The 19,050-nt window shown below is 58.2% G+C and carries 20 protein-coding genes; 8 read left to right on the top strand and 12 right to left on the bottom strand.

What is annotated here, in order from left to right:
• Positions 1 to 11: 11 nt before the first annotated feature.
• The 3 genes from RBB47_RS18285 to RBB47_RS18275 form a co-directional block, all read right to left on the bottom strand.
• Positions 12 to 1,316 (bottom strand): ATP-binding protein, encoded by a 1,305-nt coding sequence (locus RBB47_RS18285; RefSeq protein WP_305987390.1) that lies wholly within the window; start codon positions 1,314 to 1,316, stop codon positions 12 to 14.
• A gap of 93 nt (positions 1,317 to 1,409) precedes the next feature.
• Positions 1,410 to 2,108: a response regulator gene (locus tag RBB47_RS18280; RefSeq protein WP_305987310.1), complete on the bottom strand. Its 699-nt coding sequence runs from the start codon at positions 2,106 to 2,108 to the stop codon at positions 1,410 to 1,412.
• A gap of 34 nt (positions 2,109 to 2,142) precedes the next feature.
• A complete protein-coding gene (locus RBB47_RS18275; protein WP_305987309.1) occupies positions 2,143 to 2,700 on the bottom strand; it encodes a MarR family winged helix-turn-helix transcriptional regulator in 558 nt (185 codons plus the stop codon).
• Between the two features lie 243 nt (positions 2,701 to 2,943).
• Between RBB47_RS18275 and RBB47_RS18270 the strand changes: the two genes are divergently transcribed.
• The 3 genes from RBB47_RS18270 to RBB47_RS18260 all read left to right on the top strand — a co-directional run bounded on the left by RBB47_RS18270 (position 2,944) and on the right by RBB47_RS18260 (position 5,289).
• A complete protein-coding gene (locus tag RBB47_RS18270) occupies positions 2,944 to 3,846 on the top strand; it encodes a branched-chain amino acid aminotransferase (RefSeq protein WP_305987308.1) in 903 nt (300 codons plus the stop codon).
• Positions 3,847 to 4,036: 190 nt separating this feature from the next.
• Positions 4,037 to 4,543, top strand: a complete 507-nt coding sequence (locus tag RBB47_RS18265; protein WP_305987307.1) for an RNA polymerase sigma factor — start codon at positions 4,037 to 4,039, stop codon at positions 4,541 to 4,543.
• Positions 4,540 to 5,289, top strand: a complete 750-nt coding sequence (locus RBB47_RS18260) for an anti-sigma factor (protein ID WP_305987306.1) — start codon at positions 4,540 to 4,542, stop codon at positions 5,287 to 5,289. Before RBB47_RS18265 ends, RBB47_RS18260 begins: the two co-directional genes overlap by 4 nt.
• Before the next feature lie 13 nt (positions 5,290 to 5,302).
• Here RBB47_RS18260 and RBB47_RS18255 read toward each other — a convergent pair whose 3' ends face one another.
• From RBB47_RS18255 to RBB47_RS18215, 9 genes are all read right to left on the bottom strand, one after another.
• Positions 5,303 to 5,728 carry a hypothetical protein gene (locus RBB47_RS18255; RefSeq protein WP_305987305.1) on the bottom strand — a complete coding sequence of 142 codons (426 nt, stop codon included), beginning with the start codon at positions 5,726 to 5,728 and terminating at the stop codon, positions 5,303 to 5,305.
• An 82-nt stretch (positions 5,729 to 5,810) separates the two neighbouring features.
• Positions 5,811 to 7,106 (bottom strand): sulfite oxidase, encoded by a 1,296-nt coding sequence (locus RBB47_RS18250; RefSeq protein WP_305987304.1) that lies wholly within the window; start codon positions 7,104 to 7,106, stop codon positions 5,811 to 5,813.
• Between the two features lie 164 nt (positions 7,107 to 7,270).
• Positions 7,271 to 8,575 (bottom strand): multidrug effflux MFS transporter, encoded by a 1,305-nt coding sequence (locus tag RBB47_RS18245; RefSeq protein ID WP_305987303.1) that lies wholly within the window; start codon positions 8,573 to 8,575, stop codon positions 7,271 to 7,273.
• Positions 8,576 to 8,687: 112 nt separating this feature from the next.
• Positions 8,688 to 9,149, bottom strand: a complete 462-nt coding sequence (locus RBB47_RS18240; protein WP_305987302.1) for a molybdenum cofactor biosynthesis protein MoaE — start codon at positions 9,147 to 9,149, stop codon at positions 8,688 to 8,690.
• A 2-nt stretch (positions 9,150 to 9,151) separates the two neighbouring features.
• The gene (moaD, locus tag RBB47_RS18235) at positions 9,152 to 9,403 is read right to left on the bottom strand and encodes a molybdopterin converting factor subunit 1 (protein WP_305987301.1); all 252 of its coding nucleotides are present in this window, start codon (positions 9,401 to 9,403) and stop codon (positions 9,152 to 9,154) included.
• A 42-nt stretch (positions 9,404 to 9,445) separates the two neighbouring features.
• Entirely contained in the window at positions 9,446 to 10,018 is a 573-nt protein-coding gene (gene pgsA / locus RBB47_RS18230; protein ID WP_305987300.1) for a CDP-diacylglycerol--glycerol-3-phosphate 3-phosphatidyltransferase, read from the bottom strand.
• Between the two features lie 143 nt (positions 10,019 to 10,161).
• Positions 10,162 to 10,455: an HlyU family transcriptional regulator gene (locus RBB47_RS18225; RefSeq protein ID WP_305987299.1), complete on the bottom strand. Its 294-nt coding sequence runs from the start codon at positions 10,453 to 10,455 to the stop codon at positions 10,162 to 10,164.
• Positions 10,456 to 10,642: 187 nt separating this feature from the next.
• On the bottom strand, positions 10,643 to 12,118 hold the full coding sequence (locus RBB47_RS18220; protein ID WP_305987298.1) for a M81 family metallopeptidase: 1,476 nt from the start codon (positions 12,116 to 12,118) through the stop codon (positions 10,643 to 10,645).
• Between the two features lie 178 nt (positions 12,119 to 12,296).
• Positions 12,297 to 13,898, bottom strand: a complete 1,602-nt coding sequence (locus tag RBB47_RS18215) for an ABC transporter substrate-binding protein (protein WP_305987297.1) — start codon at positions 13,896 to 13,898, stop codon at positions 12,297 to 12,299.
• Between the two features lie 143 nt (positions 13,899 to 14,041).
• Here RBB47_RS18215 and RBB47_RS18210 point away from each other — a divergent pair, with 143 nt between their 5' ends.
• The 5 genes from RBB47_RS18210 (at position 14,042) to RBB47_RS18190 (ending at position 19,021) form a co-directional block, all read left to right on the top strand.
• The gene (locus RBB47_RS18210) at positions 14,042 to 14,830 is read left to right on the top strand and encodes a helix-turn-helix transcriptional regulator (RefSeq protein WP_305987296.1); all 789 of its coding nucleotides are present in this window, start codon (positions 14,042 to 14,044) and stop codon (positions 14,828 to 14,830) included.
• 119 nt (positions 14,831 to 14,949) lie between these two features.
• Positions 14,950 to 16,515, top strand: a complete 1,566-nt coding sequence (locus tag RBB47_RS18205) for a winged helix-turn-helix domain-containing tetratricopeptide repeat protein (protein WP_305987295.1) — start codon at positions 14,950 to 14,952, stop codon at positions 16,513 to 16,515.
• Between the two features lie 168 nt (positions 16,516 to 16,683).
• A complete protein-coding gene (locus RBB47_RS18200) occupies positions 16,684 to 17,517 on the top strand; it encodes a class I SAM-dependent methyltransferase (RefSeq protein WP_305987294.1) in 834 nt (277 codons plus the stop codon).
• A gap of 80 nt (positions 17,518 to 17,597) precedes the next feature.
• Positions 17,598 to 17,978: a group 1 truncated hemoglobin gene (locus RBB47_RS18195; RefSeq protein ID WP_305987293.1), complete on the top strand. Its 381-nt coding sequence runs from the start codon at positions 17,598 to 17,600 to the stop codon at positions 17,976 to 17,978.
• Entirely contained in the window at positions 17,975 to 19,021 is a 1,047-nt protein-coding gene (locus RBB47_RS18190) for an adenylate/guanylate cyclase domain-containing protein (RefSeq protein WP_305987292.1), read from the top strand. The genes RBB47_RS18195 and RBB47_RS18190 overlap by 4 nt, the downstream gene beginning before the upstream one ends.
• The last annotated feature ends 29 nt before the right edge of the window (positions 19,022 to 19,050 follow it).

Below are 19,050 nucleotides of genomic sequence, written 5' to 3'. Positions count from 1 at the left end.
GGGTCTTGTGCCTAGGCGGGAACCCTGAGTTTTGCTCTGAGACCTCCAAGAGGGCTATCTTCCAGGTAAAGATCACCGCCATGGGCGCGCGCGACGTCCCGGGCAATGGCGAGACCTAGTCCGCTACCCGATTCGTCCTGATTTCTTGCAAGATCCAGCCGGTGGAAGGCCCTGAAGGCGATTTCGCGCTGATCAGGTGGAATACCCGGACCGTCGTCATCGACAGTGATCGTCAACCAGCCCCGGTCGATAGAGCCATTCACTTCGACACGATTGCCATACTTGCAGCCGTTTGTGACAAGGTTCGACAGGCATCGTTTCATGGACAGGCGTTTGACCTCCGCCTCCGCGAAACCATCGAATTGCGTGGTGACGTTCTGGCCGGATATTTCCGCCTCTTCCTCCAGCTCTTCCAGAAGCAGGGCAATATCGGTCGCCTGGATGTCCTCGTCGCCGTCGCCACTGGCAAAGGCCAGATAGTCTTCGAGCATGTGGCTCATCTCGTCGACGTCCTTGCCCATGGCCTCACTTTCAGGGCTTTCCCCCATGAAGGCGATCTGCAGCCTGAGACGGGTGAGGATGGTTCTGAGGTCGTGGCTGACCCCCGCCAGCATTGTTGTGCGCTGCTCGATCTGGCGTTCGATCCGCCGCCTCATGTCAATGAAGGCAACACTCGCCCGGCGCACTTCACGCGCGCCGCTGGCGCGGAAATCCGTGACCGGACGGCCCTTGCCGAACGCTTCGGCGGCGTCTGCCAGACGAACAATCGGACGGATTTGGTTGCGCAGGAAAAGGAGCGCGATGAACAGCAACACCACGGAGGTGGAGAACATCCAGACCAGGAAGATGTGAGAATTTGAGGCGTAGGTCTGGCTGCGCCTTGTAAAGATCCTGAGGATGGAATCATCGAGCTGAATTCGGATTTCGACAAAGCGGGAACGACCGACAGTGTCGATCCAGAAGGGTTTGCCGATCTTCCGGCTGATCGCGAGGCTGAGTTCCTTGTCGATGACATCGAAGAACGGCTTGGGCGTTGGGGGCGGCAAGGGTTCGAGCGGCAGGATTGTCGTCGACATGCCGAGCGCACTTGAAGCCATCTGCTCGATCTTGGAGTGATCTGCATCCTGCGGATAGTTCTCAAGAACATAAACAATAGCGTCGATTTCCCGCACCACCGCTTCGGACATCCGCCTCGTGACAAGCTGATAGTGGCGCTCCATGAACACGAACACCAAAACGGATTGCAAGATCACGATGGGGGCAATGATGATGAGGAAGGTCCGCGTATAGATGCCCTTTGGCATCACCTTGTACATGAAACGCGACAACGACCGGTAGACCCGCAGGAATGGCCGGAGCGGGGCGAAAAGTGAAAGTCGCCTGAGCAGGATTTCAGCCTTCATCATGGTTCAATCGCAGGCAAGCCGGTAGCCGATGCCACGGACAGTCTGCAGGTAGATCGGATTGCCCGGATCGGATTCGATCTTGCGGCGGAGCCTGTTGATCTGAACGTCAACCGTGCGCTCTCCGAGACCGCTCTCGCCGCCGACGATCTTGTGCCGCGGGACGGTCGCGCCCGGCTGCTCGGCAAAAATCGACAGGATCTGCTTCTCCCGATCGGTCAGACGCACGAGACTGTCGCCGTTCTTCAGCTCTCCCCTGGAACTGTTGAATGAAAACGGCCCAAATCGAATCTCTTCGGTGACGATAACGGGTTGAGTGTTGCCGCGCCTGAGGATTGCAGCGATCCTAAGCATCAGTTCGCGGGGTTCGAAAGGTTTGGGCAGGTAGTCGTCAACGCCCGCTTCAAGACCTGCAATACGGTCTGTGGCCTCCGACCTTGCCGTCAGCATCAGGATCGGCACTTCGGAGTCCTGCCGCAGTGAGGCGGCAAGCTCAAGTCCGGTTTCACCAGGCATCATGACGTCCAGGATGATCAGATCAAACTCCAGGCCGGAGAGGCACGTGCGCGCTTCAGCGGAATTGGCGGCAACGGAGACCCTGTAGCCGTTTTCCTTCAGCAATCTGGAAAGCAGGTCCCGGATACGCTTGTCATCGTCCACCAGGAGAATGTGGTTGGCATTGTCGTCGGGCACCTGGCTTTTCATGTCGGCCGTTCGTTCCTTGTTTGCGGAGCGCCGCTCAATCCTTCAAGGGGAAGGGGCTTCTGACCAGCTTCAGAATGTCCCCATGCACTTCTGGATCGATCATCTGCAGCAGAAATTTCCGCACGATTTCCTCACTGCCATCTGGCAAGCCAATTAGGGCGCGTTCAAGGCGCTTTTGCTGCAGGCGCGCGAGGTTCTCCGCCAGGGCGTGTCCCTGATCTGTCGTGTAGAGCAGCCGCTGCCGCCGGTCATTCATGCCTTCGCGCTGCTCGATGATGCCCGCATCCACGAGCTGTTTCAAAACCCGCCCGAGGCTCTGCTTGGTAATCCGCAATATGCCGAGGAGATCGGTCACCATGATGCCTGGGTTTCGCTCGACAAAATGCAGCACACGGTGATGCGCCCTGCCAAAGTCGAACTTGGCCAGGACATCGTCCGGATCACCGGTAAAGTCCTTGTAGGCAAAGAACAGGAGTTCGATCAGATCGTATGGCAGCCCATCTTCGCCACCATTTTGCATCTGATCCTTCGGCGCAATATCATTGGTCTGCGCGACGGGTGGAACTGCAGATTTGAAATTTACGTCAGTCATATTGACTTAATTCTGGTCGATTGTTACTTGTCAGCAGCCGCGAACGAAAGGATCGGTCTCCACGATGCACATTTCGGCATCTTATGGGAAGCGAATCCGATCAAAGTCGCCGCGGTCATCAGGATACCGATAGTTGGCGTGCTGTGCAAAAAACACAGCAGCAAAACAGACGCAAGCCTTTGGCATTGTTCGCGTCTGTTGAAGGAAACAAATAACGCTCAAAGAGCGGGCGGGAGATGGAACATGGCTGGAACGCCTTTTGATCAGCTGAGTGGCGACATCTGGTATGATGGCGAGTTCGTGCCCTGGTCAGATGCAAAGCTTCATATTCTGAGCCACGGATTGCATTACGGCAGCAGCGTGTTTGAAGGCGAACGGGCTTATGGCGGCCGGATTTTCAAATCCGAAGAGCACACCGAACGGCTGCTGGATTCCGCGCATACGCTCGGGTTTGAAATTCCCTGGACGGCAGAGCAGATCAACCGGGCCAAGGAAGAAACTCTTGAGCGCATGAAGCTCACGGATGCCTATATCCGCCCCGTTGCCTGGCGCGGAAGCGAAATGATGGGGATCTCGGCCCAGAACAACACCATTCACCTGGCAATTGCCGCATGGGAATGGCCGAGCTACTTCAAGCCGGAAGAACGGCTCAAGGGCATCCGGCTCGACATGGCTGAGTACCGCAGGCCGGACCCGGCAACCGCGCCCTTCAAGGCGAAGGCCGCCGGTCTTTACATGATTTGCACAGTCTCCAAGCACGCAGCAGAATCAAAGGGCTATACCGATGCGCTGATGCTCGATTGGCGGGGCCGGATTGCCGAATGCACCGGGGCCAACGTCTTCTTCATCAAGGATGGCAAGATCCATACCCCGACGCCGGACTGTTTCCTTGACGGTATCACCCGTCGCACGGTGATCGATCTTGCCCGGGACCGCGGCATCGAAGTGATCGAGCGCGCGATCATGCCGGAAGAACTGCCGGAGTTCGAACAGTGCTTCGTGACCGGAACGGCGGCGGAAGTCACACCTGTTTCGGAGATCGCGGGCAACACGTTTGAAGTTGGCGAGATCATCAAGACGCTTATGGAAGACTACGACGCGGCCGTAAGACCGGACGCGCCTGCCTTGAAGGCTGCGGTTGGCTGACCGGTGTTTCCGCTGCGGAAAAGCGAGGCGGGCAGGGCCCGCCTTTTCTTTTGAAATTCATGCCTGACCGCCTGGAAAGCATCTCCCGTTGTGACGTCCTTTCGGCAGTAGCAAACCAGCGGTCGAAATACGATTGCCGGACGCTGCTATGTATTTTGACTAATGCGCCACGTTGACGCATTTTGTGCAGATGGCATCACGGTCTCAAATCGAAGTTCTGCTTCCCGAATTGCGGGCTTATGCCGCATCGTTATGCAATTCCCGCGATGATATTGAGGATCTGGTGCATGATGCTGTGGAGCGTGCACTGAGGGCTGATACGCGTCCGGACAGTCTTGAGGAACTGCGGCCGTGGATGTTTCGGGTAATCCGGAACCTCTTTTATGACGAACTCAGAAAAAGGCGTATCCGCAGGGAATATTTGGCAGCCGAGAAACGTTTGTCCGTTGAGACCGGGGCGGACAACAATGCGGCACGTGACGTGTTGGTTCGGCTTGCGTTCGACAAACTGCCGCCTGATACACGGGAAGTCCTGTTTCTGGTGGATGTGATGGGGCTTCGTTATGCGGAGGTCGCGACGGTTCTGGATGTGCCGAATGGGACGGTCATGAGCCGGGTCAGCCGGGCGCGAAAAACGTTGCTCGAACTGGTGGAAGGTCCGGCTCGGTCCGCGAACAAGGTCTACAAGAATAAATGAGCAGCTTGAGCGAACAGGACTGGGAACGCATAAACGCCTATCACGACGGCGAGCTTCCGGATGAAGAAATGCGCGCGTTCGAAAGACGCCTGGCAGCGGATACGGACCTGGCTGACGCCTTGCAGAAAGTCGCTTCATTGTCCGGCAGTCTTGGCGCCCTGAAACCGGATATCCACGCCGTCGAACAGAATGTCGATCATGACCTTGTGTCCAAACAGGACGCACGCGGACGCGCCTCCCGAAATTGGATGATCGGCGGGACATTGGCGGCTTCTCTGATGATCGTGGGTTTCCTTGGAGTGGAGCTGCTTCGCAGCGAAACGCCCCTTGACTTGCACCTGACTTATCTGGAGCAGGAATTCGAAAGACCGGACGCCGGTGTTGGGCAGGTCGCAGCGCGCGCGCTGCAAGGCTTTCCCGACCTGACCGGCGCTAATCTGGTGCCTGTTGCCTCTCGCACCTACTCGGGAGGAAGCCTTGCCCACTATGCGGGCCGAAACGGCTGCCGCCTGTCCTATTTCAGGGGTCGGGGCGCCTTCGAATTGCCAGGTGAAGCCGATATGCAGGTTACGGCCTGGACGACCGCGGACGGGCTGCATCATGCGATCATCGCAACCGGTATGGATGCGGGAAAATTCGAGGCTATCGGGGTTTATTTGCTGCACGTGACACGGCAGATGCCTGAGATCAAAGTGGCCTCCTCACTCGAGCAGGCCACCGTGACAGCTTCCAGTTGCCTCAGCTAAGAGAAGAACGCCGCTAGTTTGTTCGGGTTGCGGGAAAATTCGGCCGATCCTCACCGTAATGCTGTGAAAGATAGTCGACGATAAGCGAATAGTCCGGCTCTTCGATTTCATACATGCCTTGCTCCTCCACCATCCAGTCCAGCATTTCGACCCAGTCGTCCCGGCTGAGACCCTGCTGGGCCACGATCATTTCGGAGTGACAGGCCGTACAGGCATAGTAGGTTTCCTCAACACCTGGGGCGTTGAACAATATTCCGAATTCGTAGGGTTCGGTTTCCGTGCTCGCTTTCAGGGTGATGTCCGGTCTTGCCCCATCAGGGATGTTCATCAGGGCGAAAGATTTGGCGCGGCTCAATTCCACCGCGACAGCAGTGGATTGGACCACGAGAAAAGCCGCGGCCAGCACAAGCAGACGGGTTCGCAGTTTTGCGAAATTCATAATGTACTCCAGTAGATGCCGAATGGCAGGACGTTGCACCGGCCACGATCAGACATGGCCGGTGCAGGGCTGGCAAACCGGACTAGCTTACGCGCAGGCCGACACGGTGCATTGTGTTGTTGAGGTAGCCCTTGGGGTTCCAGTCAATTGCGAAAGGTTGCATCGCCCCTTCGCTGTCTGTCGCTCGCGCCCAGACCTCGTAATAGCCGGCTTGCGGGAATGTGACGGTAGTGCGCCAGTTCTGCCAGGCACCGGCATTGACCGGTTTGTCGAGTTCCGCCTTCTGCCATGATGTCCCGAAGTCGGTCGATATCTCGAGTTTGGAGACCTCCCGGTCACCCGACCACGCATGGCCGCGTATTTCCGTTTCCAGACCGGAGCTGGCGCCGTTGGCGGGAAAGGTGATCAGTGATTTGACGGGCATACGCTCAATGATCACGAAATCTTCCTTCTCCACTTTTTCTCCCGGCTCGACCGGTCGATTGGGTACCCGATAGGATGTTCCGGTCATTTTGGGCCCGTCGTGAACCTGATCGCGTAGCTGGATGCGGTTCAGCCATTTTTGCGCGGTGGATGCAGGCCAACCCGGAACGACCAGCCGGAGCGGGGCACCGTTCATGGGATGCAGGGGACCACCATTCATCTCAAAGGCAATGAGAACGTTGTCGGTCAGCGCCTTTTCAATCGGCAGGCCCCGCGAGATCGGCATTTTCTCCGGGTCGCCGGACAGATGACCGTCTGCGCCGTAATGCGCCGTGTAAACGACCTCCGGTTTCACGCCGGCTTTTTGCAGAACGTCTTTCAGCCGAACCCCGGTCCACTCGGAACAGGCGACGGCGCCATAGGTCCACTGGTTGCCCTTTGCGGGCGGGTTGAAGAAGCCGCGCCCGTTACCACCGCATTCCAGGGTCAGCGCCATGCTGACCACATCAAACTGTGACTTAAGGTCGTCGATCGTCAGTGTCATCGGATTTTCGACAAGTCCGTCAACGGTCAGTGTCCAGGTGCCTGCATCCACCTCTTCCGGCGGAATGCCGTTGTTGCGGATGAAGTGCCGGTTCGTTGGTGTAATCGGATCGTCGAGGAGTTCCGGTGGTGTTTCGGCGTTCACGGGCCGGTCGTTGAGTAACGTCAGACCGTCCTTGCCAACGAGAACGTCCTCACTTGCGAGGGCCGCCGGCACGAAGCCGGCCGGCATGTTGCGGTGAAAGGGGATCGCGGAGCCGACCATGGCAGCCATGGTCGCAAGGCCGGTATTCTTCAGGAAACCTCGGCGGTTCTGATTGGTTTTTCGGCCGAAAAATTCACGATCCGCCCTTTCCGGATCTCGTGCGAAAAACTCCCAGACGCTTTTCGGATTAATGTCGTCTTTTGCCATGTTGTCCTCCCCCTGAAGTCGCGTTGACGGGCAAGCTTGAATTCGCTCACACGGGGAAAAGACGTCCAGTCCGCTGATTTTATTCCCGGCCCATCAGGTTTTTTTGGCTAGTCCCGGTAAACCCATGCGGGACAAAGGATTCGCTCGTTGCGACCAGGCTTTCTTCAGTTCTGTTTGCTGTCGTGCAGCGCGTGGAACATGCGGCCTTTTTCTGCGTACAAGACGCACGCGATCGCGGCGACGCCGTAGATTGCAAAGGCAAGCCCAAGGGGTTCGGTCGTACCGTTGAAGAACTGACCCATGATGTGTCCCAGAAGAGCGCCGCCCAGGGTCGTTATGAAGCCGATCACGGATGCCGCCGTCCCGGCGATTTTCCCCAGCGGTTCCATCGCCATAGCATTGAAATTCGCGCCGACGAAGCCAAAACACATCATGACGATCGTCGTCAAAACGAAGAACGATGCCAGGCTTTCCAGACCGAGAGCAGAGACGGCGAAGATCGAGAACCCGAACAGCGTGTAAACGAGCAGGGCCGCGTGCGAGAGGCGCCGCATGCCCATCGCTTCGACTAGCTGCGCGTTGGTGAAGGAGGAGATTGCCATTGCGATTGCAATCGATGCGAACACGACCGGGAACAGGTTTCCAAGACCGAATATGTCCACGAAGATCTGCTGCGACATGGCAAGGAATGCAAAGAGCCCTGCGAAGACGAACGCGGTCGCAACTGCATATCCGACGCACAAACGCGTCGTTATGGCTGTTCCATAGGCATCGGTAATCTCTGACAACTCGATCGGTCGACGACGTTCGGGCGCAAGCGTTTCCGGCATCCGAAGCATCGACCAGACCAGCACCGCCATGCCGGTCAAAAGCAGGAACGCAAAGATCCAGTGCCAGCCAGCCATCAGAAGGACTACCTGCCCGACGGAGGGGGCGATCACGGGCACTGCCATGAAAACCATCATCACCAGGGACATGACCTTGCCCATGCTCCGCCCGGTGTAGCAGTCGCGCACGACCGAAAGCGCAGCAACCCGGGCTCCGGCGCATCCGACCCCTTGCAGGACGCGGGCAACGAGCAGTGTCTCCAGGTCGTTTGCGAATATCGCGCCGACGCTCGCCAGGCTGTAAAGGGTCAGTCCGCCTATGAGCACCTTGCGGCGGCCAAGCGCGTCCGTGAGCGGCCCAAAGAACAGTTGGGCACCGCCAAAGCCTGCCAGGTAGGATGTCAGTATCAGCTGCCGGTTGTTTTCCTCAATGATGTTGAGTGCATCGCCAATGGCCGGCAGCGCTGGCAGCATCACGTCGATCGCCATGGCGTTCAGGGCCATGATCATGGCGATGATGGCGACAAACTCGGCAAAGGGAATGCCGGGTTCCCGCAAAACTTCGCTGTCGGCGCGCGCCCGTGCGGGACTTGCGCCAGAATCAGCTGTTGCAGCATCGGAAGAGTCGATGTCGTGTTTCACGGGGCCAGAACCAGTTCAAAGATGTGGGCCGTCGATAAACCACAGCAAGAAGTGTCGGAAAACGGTGCGGTTTTCGGGCTTGAAGAAATGTCAGTCTATGCGGTCAGAGCATTCAGGTCCAGCGTGCCGCGTCCTCGTCGTCCACGGCCCTGGCTTCAACCCAGCTGCTCGCTCCCCCGGAAACAAGGTGTTCCTTTTTCCAGAAGGGTGCGCGGGTCTTCAGATAGTCCATCAGAAAATCGGCGGCCTCGAATGCGGCACGGCGATGGGAAGATGCAGCCACGACGAGAACAATATTGTCGCCGGGAGGGATCTTGCCAAAGCGGTGAATGACGGTGAGACCGGTCAGCGGCCAGCGGCCGATAGCCTCTTCGGCAATTCGGGTCAACTCCGCCTCGGCCATACCGGGGTAATGTTCCAGCTCCAGGGCTGTCAGCGTGCCGGCTTCGTCGCGGCAAAGTCCGGTAAAGCTCACCAGCGCACCGACATCCTTGCGCCCGTTTGTCAGGAGGTCGGCTTCGGCCTGCGCATTAAAGTCTTGCGTCTGAACGCTGATCCTGGGCGCAACCGGCATGCTCAGCCACCCGTCATCGGCGGAAAGAAGGCGGCTTCACGCGCATCACCGATCTCCGCATCGGTTTCCACATGCACCTGGTCGAGAGCCACCCGGATTGCGTCCTCTTCCTCGAATGCGGAGGCGTGATACTCATCGAGCGATTTCAGATGCGCGATCAGATCAGAGACAGTTTTCACGGTGCCGGGAAGCTCGATTGTTTCCTCTTCGATACCGACCCGTTCGCGGACCCAGGCGAAATAGCGGATGTTCATGAAGTTCCTCGAGTGCTCGGCTTGCGTGGTGCAGCTGCGTCTTTATTCGGTAATGAGATGACCGATCCCGGCGCGAAAATAGTCATATCCCGTATATAGTGTAAGAAGGGCAGCAATCCAAAGTGCGGTCAGTCCTGACAGGGTCGTATAGGCAAAGATGGTATCGCCTGCGGGTCCGGCGAGCAGAACCGCGATCGCGACGAGTTGGACTGTTGTCTTCCACTTGGCCAATTGCGTAACGGGCACGCTGACCTGAAGCTCGGCCAGAAATTCACGCAGTCCCGAAACCAGGATTTCACGGCACAGGATAATGATCGCCGCGACCAGAGACCAGTTGCCGATCGTGCCGTCGGCTGCCAGCATCAGCAGGCACACGGACACGAGCAGCTTGTCGGCGATCGGGTCGAGCATCCGGCCGAGCGCCGATTGCTGCTGCCAGGCCCGCGCAAGATAACCGTCGAAAAAGTCGGTGATCGCAGCGACGATGAACAGACCCAGCGCGATCCAACGCGGGGTGTTCCCCTCAAAATAGAAACATGCAGCAACCGCGGGCACCGCCAGAATACGCCCATAGGTCAACAGATTGGGCAGGCTCAGAGCAACGTTTCGTTTCATATCGGCTTTCAGAATGCGGGGTCGCGCCGGAAAATCACGGTCGACAGGATATGCAATCCTGACGGGCCGGTTTCTTGTCGCCCATTAGACGTCGCGTGCCGGCTTCGGGCCAGGGTCGTGCCCCAAAACCCGAAGTGCACGCGTTAATCGAATATCGTATCGCCCTGCTGGTCAATCATCATTTTGGCCTTACGGATCATCTCGTTGGCCGCCTCGGTCTGACCCGGCATGATATCGGCACGTATGAAACGGTGAACCTTCGTCTCTTCGCCGAACTGCTTTTCGATGCGGCCGGCCACCTGCCATTGCCCGCCCGAAGATTGCGGTTCCGCGAAAATCTGGAAACCCTCATGCTCGACCGCCTCAGCCGTGGAGGCCGCTTTCGCCTGTCCTTCGCCTGAAGAGCCAAAGAGGGATTTGAACATCTTGCCGAGCATGTTGCCCACTCCTGTTCCGTTTGGTCCCTTTTACGGGGCGACAAGTGGGGCTTCAAGGGGGCGGAGAGATTCTGTTCGTTTGAAGCGGCAAACAGATGCTTCGGACAGAACGCGGCTCGAGCGTGCACCGCCATATGGCAAGTTTCGCGATCGGCTGAAGCAAAGTGCTGGACGTTGTCCAATTCCGTCAGGCGCTGGTTCTTAGGCCGACACCAAACGGATTTTCGTCTCGTGGCCAGAAGGGGACTTGTCTTTTGCTGAGCGGCAAGTCATCGAATTTTGGCGAGGTGCCGCCTGGCGTTGCCACCTGAATGATCTTGGAGGCGATCTTTTCAAAGGGCGCGTAAAAGTGAAACAGGGATTTGACGATGATCGTGGATTTCGTCGTGAGATCAATGCCGAGCTGTTCGAAAGCTTCGGGGTGATAGACCTGCGTTCTCAGGTCATTGATCAGAATATCGACTTCGTCTGAGGCGCGCAGCCAGACCACTGTCCCCAGCGGCTCCAACCCTTTGCCCAGATGCTGTCCGAGGCCCGAGGTAATGTTCATGACCTTGACGCTCAGGTCGATGGGGTCGCCGGAGTCCGGACCGATTTTCCCACCCAGCCTCAGCCGCAATGTGGCCCCTGTGCCCGCATCCTGGCAGATGCGCACGGCGACAGGGTCCCAGTAAATCCCGGTGGCGACGTGGGTCAGACGTTGGCGCAACAGGGCATGCAGGACAAAGGTCGAGTCTCCTGGCGCGCCACCTCCCGAATTGTCTCCCATGTCCGCCAGAACGACCGGCCCGTTCAAGAACGCCGCTGCTTCGTCGAGCGCGTTCTCGAGAGTTGAAAAGTCGTTTGTCACTTCGTACCGGAGCTCGAAAAACTCCTGCCCAAGCATCTCGGCGGTCTTTTGTGCGAGTTCGGCGTCATCGTCGGCGATGACCAGTGTCCTCGTGCCGACATCGGCGACGTCGGCCCAGGGAAACCCGTGCGCGAGGGAAACGGACAGAAGCCCGGGCTGCGCCTCCAGGTCGCTCATCCGCCTGACAAAATCCCGCATCCTGCCGGTCTTGGTCAGGTAGAGATTGATCATCCGGCAGTCGAAGGCACGCATGACAGGGCGTATTTCTCCCAGGACCGTCTTGTGCGCCAGAGTGAACAATTCTTCCGCGCGCGCCGAGGCATCGTCGTGCGGGTATTCCTTGAAGCAGATGATGAGATCGCTGTTTTGCATCATCTTCTCGGTCAGATGGCAGTGCTGATCCAGCGCCAGGCCAATAGTCGTGTCAGGACAGATCGACCTGACACGTTCGAGAATGTCCCCTTCGCAATCGTCTTCATTTTCGGCGACCATGGCGCCGTGGAGTTGAAGCAGAACGACATCGACACCGCCGGTGTTTTTGAGGTCGGAGAGGATTTCGTCGCGCAGCGCCTGATAACAGTCCGCGACCGTGGGGCCCGCTGGTTCGGAGATCGCAGCCAGACTCTCGATCACCTCCCAGCCGAGCTTCTCTGCACGAGACCGCCAGACATGAAGCGCTTCCGTCATCAGGTTTGGAGGTTCCTGCGTCGCCGTTCCGTGGCGCAGAAAATACTCCTCGAAACCGGACAGCCCCGTCGGCATCGGCGAAAACGTATTGGTTTCAGTAGACAGGGTCGCGATGAAGAGGCGCATTGTCACTCAGGCAGTTAGAATAGTCGTCCAGTCGCTCGGATCTGACGTTCGCTCGGTTTTCAAATTTCTTCGCTAGTATGCACGATGATCTGCCGGTACAGGAAGGTCCGCACCGGGGCTGCAACCCCGGCGCGGTTTCAAGACCAAGCAAAAAAATCAGCGCGTGACACCGAACCGGTCAGCCTTCCTTCCACCAGCGCTGCATGAAGCTGCTGCCATCCAGGTCCAGGTTCGATCCCATGACTTCGGGCGTGCCGACCGAGGGCCGGGTCGCGAAGACATAGGACGCGAACATCGGAATTGCGACGCCGCCCTGGTTGGACACGATGTCCTGCATCTCCCAGTACATGTCGCGGCGTTTTTCCTGATCGAGCTCGGCACGCGCCTCGACCAGAAGCGCGTCGAATTTCTCATGCGACCAGAGCGACTCGTTCCACGAAACGCCGGATTTGAACGCCAGCGAGAACATGAGGTCCTCGACCGGGCGACCCGCCCAGTAGCTCGCACACCAGGGCTTCTTGAGCCAGACATCCGACCAGTAGCCGTCATTCGGCTCGCGCACGACCTTGACGTTGATGCCGGATTTCGCGGCTGAGTTCTGGATGAGCTGCGCAGCGTCTATGGCGCCGGGGAAGGCTGCATCGGACGCCGAGAGTTCGACGTCGAGGCTGTCGAGGCCAGCCTGCTTGAGGAAGTATTTTGCCTTGTCCGGGTCGATGGTCTTTTGTTCCAGCTCGGAATTGAAATATTTCTGCCCGGACCCGATCGGGTGATCGTTGCCAACCGAGCCGTATCCGAAGAGGATTTTCTCCAGCAACTCTTCGCGGTCGATACCCCACTTGATGGCCTGACGGATGTTGTTGTCGTCAAACGGAGCGCGGTTTGTCAGCATCGGAAAGCTGTAATGCTGCGTTCCCGCGACTGAATGCACATTGAGATTGGGGTTGCCGGCAAGGCGCCCGGCCGTTTTCACGTCGATCTTGTCGGCGACGTCGACATCGCCGGTGAGGGCAGCCGTCATGCGGGCATTGGTGTCAAGAAGCACCAGAAGCCGCCATTCGTCGACATGACCGGCTGCATCGGTCCAGTGGTTCCTGTGCCTGGACAGCTTCGCCGCGACACCTGGATCGAACTCATCGAGCCGGTAGGCGCCACTGCCGATGCCGGATTGCCAGTCCATCTTGCCGTCCACGGCCGGCATGATCGCGATGTGGTAGTCGCTCAGGGCTGCCGGAAAGTCTGCGTTGCCGGCCTCCAGCTCGAAAACGACAACGTCGCTGCCATCGACGCGAATGTCCCTGACGCCTGCCAGCAAGGGCGCTGCCGCCGAGGTCGTGTTTTCGCCGCGGTGGTGGTTGACCGAAGCCACGACGTCGTCAGCCGATAAAGTTTTGCCGTTATGGAACTCCACACCGTTGCGCAACTTGAACCGCCAGACCGAAGCGTCGTCCGAGACGTCCCAGGACTCGGCCAGTGATGGCTGGACTTCGTTGTTGGCGTCTATTTCCGTCAGATAGCCGTTCATGGCCAGGCCGAGCGGGATGAGGAAACCGGCGGCGAGCAGCCCGGGATCGAGCGTGTCGCTCGTTGCCCCGTGGCCGAGCCCTGCCGTCAGCGAGCCACCTTTTTTTGGCGTTGCAGCTTCCGCGCGATTTGCCAGCATTGTTGCCGCGCTCACCGTGATCCCGGTCGCCAGCACACCTCTCATGAATTGCCGCCGGTCGATGCTGCGCGAGATCAACCTTGATTCCATGATGCGCAGATAGTCCTGCTTGTTCATTGTGATCCTCCAACTCGTGAGCGCGTTGCGAACTGTTGCCGACTTTCGGCTCGTCGCGTGGAGCTGACAATTGCGCATTTCTTTGCTTTTATAAGCTAGTTTAAGCTTTCATACTGATGCTCAGGAGACGAAGTGGAAGGTCAGTGATTGTGGACGATCTCATTACAAATCTTCGATTCCTCTGTGCGGAAAAGGCGTCCACGGCGAAAGTGTGCAGGGATATCGGCATCAACCAGCAGCAGTTCAGCAAGTACCTGTCGGGACGCACAAAACCGAGCGCAAACAATCTGCGCCGGATTGCGAGATATTTTGGTGTCGATGACGCCGACATTCTCGGATCACACGCACAGTTGGTAATTTCCTACCGGGCGAAATCGGCAACACTGCACGAGCATCGCCAGGATCCGCTGGCGAATGTGTTTCCAGGAGACCTGTCGCGGTTGCGACCGTTTCTGGGCGCATACCAGGTCTATTTTCGGGCCCCTGTCGATCCGAACGGGTATGTGGTGAACTCGGTCTTTCTGGATGAGCGGAACGGCGTCGTCTACAGCCGGCTGATCGAGGCGCTCTCGGATACATCGTCCAAGCGACGCCGCTGGACCAGATGTGACGGCAAAGTATCTTATCAGAATGGCAGGCTATTCATCGTCGACAGCGAGCGGAAGAACGAGAATGCGCTGAGCATGCACATTCTGACGCCTCCTCCGCGGCAGAAACGGCAATATCTCTTCGGGACAATGTGTTTCCTGGCGTCGATGCCAAGCCGGATGCCCTACGCCTCAAAGGTGGTCTGGCGGAAATACGAAGCCTACAAATCCGTGAAGGAACTGTTCAAGACCTGTGGTGTGTTCAGCGCCGACTCCCTGCGGATCGACCCGGTCATTCAAAGGTATCTGGCAAGTCCAACCGGTACGGATGACGGATTTTTCTGACGATTCCCGTTGACGTCGCCAACGTTGACCGGGTGGCGGGCATCAGGCAGACTCCGCTAGGGTCCGTACCCTTACGTCAGTCCCACACGTGATTGAAGACTTTTCGCGACCATTCGCCGATGATTTTGTCGTTTGAAGACAAGGAAATAGACTTCGCGGTGGCGGAGCTCAGACGGTCCGGAAGGTCCGTTAATATTGAACCGCGCGCCTTCGATCTGCTTTGCCTGCTGGTCTCCAATCGCGATCGTCTGGTCGGCAAGGATGAGATCGTTCGGGAAATCTGGGACGACAGGTACATCTCGGACGCTGCCATATCGACCTGCATAAAATCCCTTCGCAAGGCCATTGGCGATGATGGGGACCAACAGCGACTGATCAAGACCGTGCGCGGGCGAGGGTTCCGGTTTGTCGGTGAGGTCAAGGAACAGATACAGGTCATCACTCCTCCGACACCCAAGGCAGAACCGGCAGAGCGTCCGGCGCCGACCGAGGAAACCGGAAAACCATCCATCGTTGTCCTGCCATTCGAGGATTTCGGTTCCGACCACAAGCAAACGCTATTTGCCGAGGCCATTCCGCACGAGCTGATCCAGGGGCTTGCCAAACTGCGTTGGCTGCGCGTCATTGCCAGAGGTACGGCGTTTCAGTTCAGGGGACCGGACCCTGACCTCGCCGCGATCGGCAAGCGCCTTGAGGTTCGCTACGCGCTTACAGGAACTGTTCTTCATTTCCAGGACATGATGAGCGTCACGGTCGAACTGGTTCATTGCGAAAGCGGGCAGGTGATCTGGGCTGATCGATTTGAAGGCAAAAGCACCCATTTCTTTGAAATGCGGCAGGAGATGCTGAACCAGATCGGATCTTCGCTCGAAATCTACATCACACAGCGCGAGGCCTCCATCGCGTCGCGGTCCTCGACCCAGAGCCTCGACGCCTGGGCGGAATATCACTTGGGTTTGCGCCATCTGTTTCTATTCAATGAAAGCAACAACACGGCTGCGAAGTCCTGTTTTGAACGCGCGATCGCAAAAGATCCGGACTTTGCGCGTGCGCTGGCAGGGCTGTCTTTTGCACGATTTCAGGATGCGTTTGTCGGGTATACGCCGGATACGCCCTCTGCTGTTGCCGACGCGCGGCGTTTTGCCGAACAGGCCGTGGAACTTGATCCCCTGGACCCCTTTGCCAATCTCAATCTGGGCCGGTCGTTCTGGCTGAGCGGTGAACCCGGCTCCGGGCTTGGATGGTTGGAGCGTGCCATCTCGCTCAGTCCGAGCTTCGCGCAGGGTCACTATTCGCGGGCCTTTGCTGAAGCGATGCAGGGCCGGACCCAAGCTGCCTTGACCCATGCCTCGGCGGCGATCGACTTGAGCCCGCTCGACCCGTTGCTCTACGGCATGCATGGCGTGCGCGCGATCGCGAAGCTCAGGGCAGGCGATTTCGAAACCGCTGTGAAGGAAGCCGCGTCCGCCGCTGAAGCTCCCGGCGCACACCATCTGATCCACATGATCGCAGCAGCGACCCACGCGCTCGCCGGTGATCTTGCTGCGGCCCGGCGCTACGCGTCCCAGGCTCAGGCAAATGGCGCCAATACGGAGACACAGCACTTTTTCAAGGCGTTTCCATTTGCTGAAAAAGACTTCCGGGAAGAGTTTGAACGCGGCCTGATGCTCGCAGGTCTCTCCTAGCGCGTTGCCGGGATAGGGCGACAAAAAACGCACGGCGATCCGGCACCACCCGCAAATTTCACCCCTTCCTCAGACAATCCCCAAGCGTCCATCAGGCAATCTTCAAGCACCTTCGCAGCGGCAGTGCGATCTATTGATCGTCAACAACCGGCCTGAAGGAGCCTTAGTATGAACGCATTAGACCAATCGTCCTTTTCGGGACCTGATCTGAAGGAGATCAAGCAACGCCAGCAGACCGTCTGGTCCACCGGCGATTATCCGGCAGTTGGAACAACCCTCCAGATTGTCGGCGAAACACTCGCCGAAGCGCTGGATCTTGCGCCGGGTGAACGGGTGCTCGATGTCGCCGCCGGAAACGGCAATGCGACGTTGGCTGCAGCACGCCGTTTCTGCGACGTGGTGTCGACCGATTATGTCGAGGCCTGGCTGAAGAACGGCATGGAACGGGCGAAGGCCGAGCGTCTTCCCGTTGCTTTCCGAGAGGCAGACGCCGAAAACCTGCCATTTGATGACACTTCGTTTGACGTGGTGACGTCGACATTCGGGGTGATGTTTACGGCAGATCAGGATGCCGCCGCGCGTTCGATGCTGCGCGTCTGCAAGCCGGGTGGCCGCATCGGCATGGCAAACTGGACTGCGGCCGGTTTCATCGGACAGGTCTTCAAGACCATCGGACGCCACATGCCGCCGCCCGCCGGTGTGCGCTCGCCGCTGGAATGGGCATCCGAAGCACGCCTTCAGGATCTCTTCGGCAATGAAGCGACCAGCATCGCGATCACCTCGAGAACGTTCGTGTTCCGCTATCGCTCTGCGCGGGACTGGGTTGAAAGCTGGCGCGAAATCTATGGCCCGATGAACAAGGCTTTCCAGGCGGTCGGCGCTGAAGGTGCGGCTGCTCTTGAAGCCGATCTTGTTGGCCTAGCTGAAGCTGCGTCCGTCGGCGGCGAGCGGGCGATGATCGTTCCGGCCGAGTACGCCGAAATCGTGATCCACAAGCGCTGACACTGAAAACGGGCGGTGTCCTGCGGACCCGCTCGTCTCGCTTTTCCAAAAAAACATTTACGCACAAAGGGAACAGACACATGACCAACAGCAATCAGACACTTTATGAGAAATACGGAGGTTTTCCGGGCGTCCGTCAGGTTGTGACCGACTTTTACGAACGCGCGCTCGACAACGATATCGTCGGCCATTTCTTCGAGAACGTGAACATGGCCCGTCTTGTCGATCACCAGACGCGCATGATTGCCGGTCTGCTGGGCGGTCCCGTTGAAGTTTCCGAGACACGGCTTGCAGACGCGCATGCGCACCTCAATGTCGAGCACCACCATTTCGACGAGATTGCCGCGCTTTTGAACGAAACCCTGATCGATGCTGGATTTGAAAGGCCGGACCGCGTTGCAGCGGTTGCGGCGGTCGAGGCCCGGCGGTCGATCATCGTGAAGAGGAGCCGTGCGGCATGAATATCGATGCCATCAGTATGCGCATGCTCTCAAACATAGGTGTCGGCGTTGCCCTCGCCGATCCGGAGGACCTGCGCATTCATTATTCAAACCCTGCCTTTGCCGACTGGTTCAGCATTGAGGAAGGAACGTCGCTGGAAAGTGTGCTCGGGAATGTCGAACGCGGTGATCTGCTGAACGAATTGGCCGAGCGGGACGCGATCAAGCTCGATGTCGCGGTCAAGCGCAAACGCCGGCTCCTGACCATCGAGACCGTCATCCGGCACGCGGAGAGCGATGGACGCAAGATCCTGCTGGTCGAATGCCAGAATATCTCGCGCTTGCGTGAGACAGAGGCAATGATCGACAGCTACGCGAGGATTGCTGAACGCAAAGCGCGTGAACTGGAGCGTGAAAAGGCCCAGGTCGAGAAGCTGCTTTTGAACGTCATGCCCCGTTCCGTCTATGAGGAGTACAAGACCTTCGGCACCGTGACGCCAAAACTCTACGAGCCGGTATCGGTTCTGATGCTGGACTTTGTCGGCTTTACCCAGATGGCGGCTGCGGCCGACCCGACGGTGACCGTGACGGAGTTGAACGACATCTTTACCGGGTTCGACCGGATTGCCGAAATGCACGGGTGCGAGCGGATCAAGACCATCGGGGATGCGTATCTGGCCGTTGCCGGACTGCCGACACCGAACCCGGATCATGCGGATGCCGTTGCCCAATGCGCTGCGAAGATGATCCGGTACCTGGAGCGGAGAAACGAAACCCATCCACATCAATGGCGCGCGCGGATCGGGCTCGCGTCAGGTGCGGTTGTCGGTTCTGTGGTCGGCGTCCAAAAATACGTTTTCGATGTCTTCGGACCGGCCGTGAACCTGGCGTCACGCCTTCAGTGCCTGTCGAAACCGATGGAGGTCACGGCGACAGCTGATTTCGGCGAAGTTGGAATAGAAGGCTTTGTAGCCGGTAATTCAAGATCGGTGGACATCCGTGGATTCGGACCCACCGACGTCGTGAAATTGCAGCTTGAAGGAGCAATAGAGCTTGCGGCGTGACCCATCGGCACAGCCGCAAGTGCCCAGTC

This window comes from Roseibium sp. MMSF_3544 (genome assembly GCF_030732845.1).
In the GTDB taxonomy this organism is placed as follows: domain Bacteria; phylum Pseudomonadota; class Alphaproteobacteria; order Rhizobiales; family Stappiaceae; genus Roseibium.
This window is presented reverse-complemented; position numbering and strand designations above follow the sequence as displayed.

Excerpts from the sequence above, each read along its gene's own strand:
- RBB47_RS18285 (WP_305987390.1), bottom strand. The coding sequence starts at position 1,316 with ATGTACAAGGTGATGCCAAAGGGCATCTATACGCGGACCTTCCTCATC.
- RBB47_RS18280 (WP_305987310.1), bottom strand. The coding sequence starts at position 2,108 with ATGAAAAGCCAGGTGCCCGACGACAATGCCAACCACATTCTCCTGGTG.
- RBB47_RS18275 (WP_305987309.1), bottom strand. The coding sequence starts at position 2,700 with ATGACTGACGTAAATTTCAAATCTGCAGTTCCACCCGTCGCGCAGACC.
- RBB47_RS18270 (WP_305987308.1), top strand. The coding sequence starts at position 2,944 with ATGGCTGGAACGCCTTTTGATCAGCTGAGTGGCGACATCTGGTATGAT.
- RBB47_RS18265 (WP_305987307.1), top strand. The coding sequence starts at position 4,037 with ATGGCATCACGGTCTCAAATCGAAGTTCTGCTTCCCGAATTGCGGGCT.
- RBB47_RS18260 (WP_305987306.1), top strand. The coding sequence starts at position 4,540 with ATGAGCAGCTTGAGCGAACAGGACTGGGAACGCATAAACGCCTATCAC.
- RBB47_RS18255 (WP_305987305.1), bottom strand. The coding sequence starts at position 5,728 with ATGAATTTCGCAAAACTGCGAACCCGTCTGCTTGTGCTGGCCGCGGCT.
- RBB47_RS18250 (WP_305987304.1), bottom strand. The coding sequence starts at position 7,106 with ATGGCAAAAGACGACATTAATCCGAAAAGCGTCTGGGAGTTTTTCGCA.
- RBB47_RS18240 (WP_305987302.1), bottom strand. The coding sequence starts at position 9,149 with ATGCCGGTTGCGCCCAGGATCAGCGTTCAGACGCAAGACTTTAATGCG.
- moaD (WP_305987301.1), bottom strand. The coding sequence starts at position 9,403 with ATGAACATCCGCTATTTCGCCTGGGTCCGCGAACGGGTCGGTATCGAA.
- pgsA (WP_305987300.1), bottom strand. The coding sequence starts at position 10,018 with ATGAAACGAAACGTTGCTCTGAGCCTGCCCAATCTGTTGACCTATGGG.
- RBB47_RS18225 (WP_305987299.1), bottom strand. The coding sequence starts at position 10,455 with ATGCTCGGCAAGATGTTCAAATCCCTCTTTGGCTCTTCAGGCGAAGGA.
- RBB47_RS18220 (WP_305987298.1), bottom strand. The coding sequence starts at position 12,118 with ATGCGCCTCTTCATCGCGACCCTGTCTACTGAAACCAATACGTTTTCG.
- RBB47_RS18215 (WP_305987297.1), bottom strand. The coding sequence starts at position 13,898 with ATGAACAAGCAGGACTATCTGCGCATCATGGAATCAAGGTTGATCTCG.
- RBB47_RS18205 (WP_305987295.1), top strand. The coding sequence starts at position 14,950 with ATGATTTTGTCGTTTGAAGACAAGGAAATAGACTTCGCGGTGGCGGAG.
- RBB47_RS18200 (WP_305987294.1), top strand. The coding sequence starts at position 16,684 with ATGAACGCATTAGACCAATCGTCCTTTTCGGGACCTGATCTGAAGGAG.
- RBB47_RS18195 (WP_305987293.1), top strand. The coding sequence starts at position 17,598 with ATGACCAACAGCAATCAGACACTTTATGAGAAATACGGAGGTTTTCCG.
- RBB47_RS18190 (WP_305987292.1), top strand. The coding sequence starts at position 17,975 with ATGAATATCGATGCCATCAGTATGCGCATGCTCTCAAACATAGGTGTC.